2 protein-coding genes are annotated in these 3138 nt (G+C 71.5%); one reads left to right on the forward strand and one right to left on the reverse strand.

Features of this window, described 5'->3' with window-relative positions; genetic code table 11:
• Positions 1–104: 104 nt before the first annotated feature.
• Positions 105–1523 (reverse strand): GH39 family glycosyl hydrolase, encoded by a 1419-nt coding sequence (locus tag IE278_RS41635; protein ID WP_189780233.1) that lies wholly within the window; start codon positions 1521–1523, stop codon positions 105–107.
• 164 nt (positions 1524–1687) lie between these two features.
• On the opposite strand from IE278_RS41635, the gene IE278_RS41640 reads away from it, so the two are divergent.
• Positions 1688–2782, forward strand: a complete 1095-nt coding sequence (locus tag IE278_RS41640; protein ID WP_189780234.1) for a DUF5925 domain-containing protein — start codon at positions 1688–1690, stop codon at positions 2780–2782.
• Positions 2783–3138 lie beyond the last annotated feature (356 nt).

Genomic DNA, 3138 nt, shown 5'->3' on the forward strand with positions numbered 1-3138 from the left:
GGCGCAATCCATTGGCGTTCAGGGGCGCGGGGAACGGCGCAGTCTTTCGTCTTTTCAGGGGCGCGGGGAACGGCGCGACAAGCCCCCGCCGTGCCGCACCCGACCTACCGGCGAAGCCACGTCACTTCGTACGGGCCCATGTCGAACCGCTTCCCATCAACCCCCGCACTGATCCGCCGCCCCAACGTGTTCACCACGAGAACAACCCGCTCATCGGCGAGTACCCGCACATTGGCCCGGTCGTCCGCGGCGACGGCCACCGACTCGTACCCCGTCCCGGGAGGGAACTCCGCCCCGAACCGCGACAGCAGCCCGAGCATCGGCAACGGCCGGCCCCCCGACGCCCGGTCGGTCGGCGTCCACAGACACCCCGCGCACCGCGTCCCCTTCTCCGTCTCCGGATTCCAGTAGAACGCGGACGTCGCCCCGCCCCGGGCCATCGCGATCAGCCCGGACGCGTGCACGGCGACCCGGTGCGACTCGGACCACCCGTCCCGGACGTCCTCACCGTCCGCGGGCTCCACGTAGTACTCGGCCCACCACAGCGGAAGATCACCGGTCCGCTCCCGGACCCACCGGCTCACGGCCGTGAACTTCTCGGTCGCCGCGAACTCGTCCGGCAGCAGATCGTCGTCCTTGGTGTAACTGGACCCGTCGACGACGACGAAATCAGCGCCGGCCTTGTGCTTGTTCCAGTAGTCGAAGGCGTCGAGGACCCGTTGGTCCAGAGCGCCCCAACTGCCCCGCACCGTCGGCGAGGCGTCCTCCTTCTGGCGGGGGTCGAGGCTGTCCATCACCAGATAGGGCCCGCCGACCTCGATGTCCTCGTCGACCTTCTTGAGCGCCTTGTAGACGAGGTTGTACAGCTCCGTGTAGCCCTCGTAGTCCCAGCGGGCTCGGGCGTCGTTCCAGAAACCCTTGAACTCGTTCCACACGATGAAGTGCCGTACGTCCGGATACCGCTTGGCGACGGTCGCGGCGAGTGCGGCGTAGTCCTTGTAGTGCGCGCGGTCCGGAGCCGTCTCCAGGGCCGCCTGGCTCCAGTCGGTCCGGTCGGAGCCGGATTCGCCGCCCTTCATCCAGTCCGGCGCGCAGCACAAGGTGACGACCGGCGTACCGCCCGTCTCACGGACGAAGTCGATCCGGCGGTCCATCGCCTCGAAGTCGTAACGGCCCTTCACCGGCTCGGGGTTGTCCGCGCCCCAGCCCATGATGTGCTGGATCTGCGGCGGGGACTGCTCACCGAGGCGCCGCTCCACGCGCTCGACGGCGGCCGCGCTGCCCTCGTCGGCGCTGTACTGGGTGTGGGTGAACCCCCAGCCCACTTCAGGTTTCGGCGCCGGGGGAACGGACGGCGTGCCGTGCACCTTGTCGCCGTCGCGGGTCGTGCCCGCCTCGCTCCCCGCGCTGCCCGGCAGGGTGTGGATCAGGGTCAGTACCAGGGCCAGAGCGGCCACACCCACGCCGAGCAGAGCGGTGAAGCGCCACCGCCGAGCCCCCGAATTCCACCCATGACGTGCCATCAAGGACAACAGTAGCCGCGCGCGTCAGCGGCGGAACAGCTTCCGGAACACCACAGCCCTGTAACAGGTCAGGGCACGGGCCCACGCGTGGACGCCCACGGACATCCGTGGACGCAACGCGGAAACCGGATGCACGCGGCGTCCGTGTGACGGATCATGTCGGCATGTCTGCCAACCCGCACGACGCTCTGCCGATCCGGCTCAACGTCGACGACAGCGACTCACCGTCGGACGTCGTCGACGCGCTGTTCCTCGGCCGCTTCGCGACGGGCGAGCAGCCGCACTCACACTCGGCGAACATCGACCGCGTACGGTCCGGGGTCTCCCTCCTCCCGCCCGGCGCCCGGGTGTTGCGGTCCGCCCGCGACGACGACCGCAGCGCGACGCTCGCGGAGGGCGACGGCTGGACGCTGCTCGTGTCGCGCTGGAACCGCGGCGCCGACGTGACGGTCACCGCGACCAGCGAGGAGCTCGCCGAGAAGGTCCTCGGCCAGGCCACGGACGGCGCGGCCGACGAGCCCGAACCGCAGCCGGAGAACGTGACCATGGGGTTCTGGTACGTGTCGCCGCGGCGCGGCCCGCACCGCACGACCCGGCAGATCTCGGCGGGTACGTGGGAGGAGGTGCGCGGCAACTACACGGCGCCGGTGGCGGACGCCATGGACGGCCTGATGAAGACCACGCCCGAGGACATCGCGGGCCGGCTGCTGTTGCTGCACGGTCCGCCGGGCACGGGCAAGACCTCGGCGCTGCGTACGCTGGCGCGTTCGTGGCGGGACTGGTGCCAGGTGGACTGCGTCCTGGACCCGGAACGGCTGTTCTCCGACGTCGGCTATCTGATGGACATCGCGATCGGCGAGGAGGACGGCACGGGCAAGGGGCGTTGGCGGCTGCTCCTCCTTGAGGACTGCGACGAACTGATCCGCGGCGAGGCCAAGCACACGGCGGGTCAGGCGCTGTCGCGCCTGCTCAATCTCACGGACGGACTGCTGGGCCAGGGCCGCAACGTCCTGGTGGGCGTCACGACCAACGAGGACCTGGAGCGCCTGCACCCCGCGGTGGTCCGCCCCGGCCGCTGCCTCGCCCGCATCGAGGTCGGCCCGCTGACCCGCCGGGAGTCCGCGGCGTGGCTCGGCACGGAGGAGGGCCTGGGCCGCGACGGCGCCACCCTGGCGGAGCTGTACGCCCTACGCCGAGGCACCACCCCCACCGCGGTCCCCGACCAACGCTCCACCACAGAACCAGGCTTGTACCTGTAACCCCCGACCACCGGCAAGGGCACAGCCCTCACTCCCCGCCGCGACGGCGCCGCACACGACCGACACCAACCGCTCCCGCCCGCGCGAACACGGGCGTAGCCCTCACTCCCCCGCCGCGACGGCGAGCAACCACCGCACCGCACGCGGCCAACACCAACCCGCCCTCGCCTCCGAGCACGGGCGCAGCCCTTGCTCTCCGCCGCGACGGCGAGCAACCACCGCGGCGCGCCCCGGCGGTGTCGAATCCGCACCCGCCCGGTCGGTTCGGGGGTGCCGACCCGCCGCCCAGCAGCCGGTTGCGGCGGGTGCGTGCGGGGGCACCGGCCGCCGCCCGACTCCCGGCCGCTGCGCGCGAC

Origin of the sequence: Streptomyces tauricus (assembly GCF_014650955.1) — a bacterium.
In the GTDB taxonomy this organism is placed as follows: domain Bacteria; phylum Actinomycetota; class Actinomycetes; order Streptomycetales; family Streptomycetaceae; genus Streptomyces; species Streptomyces tauricus.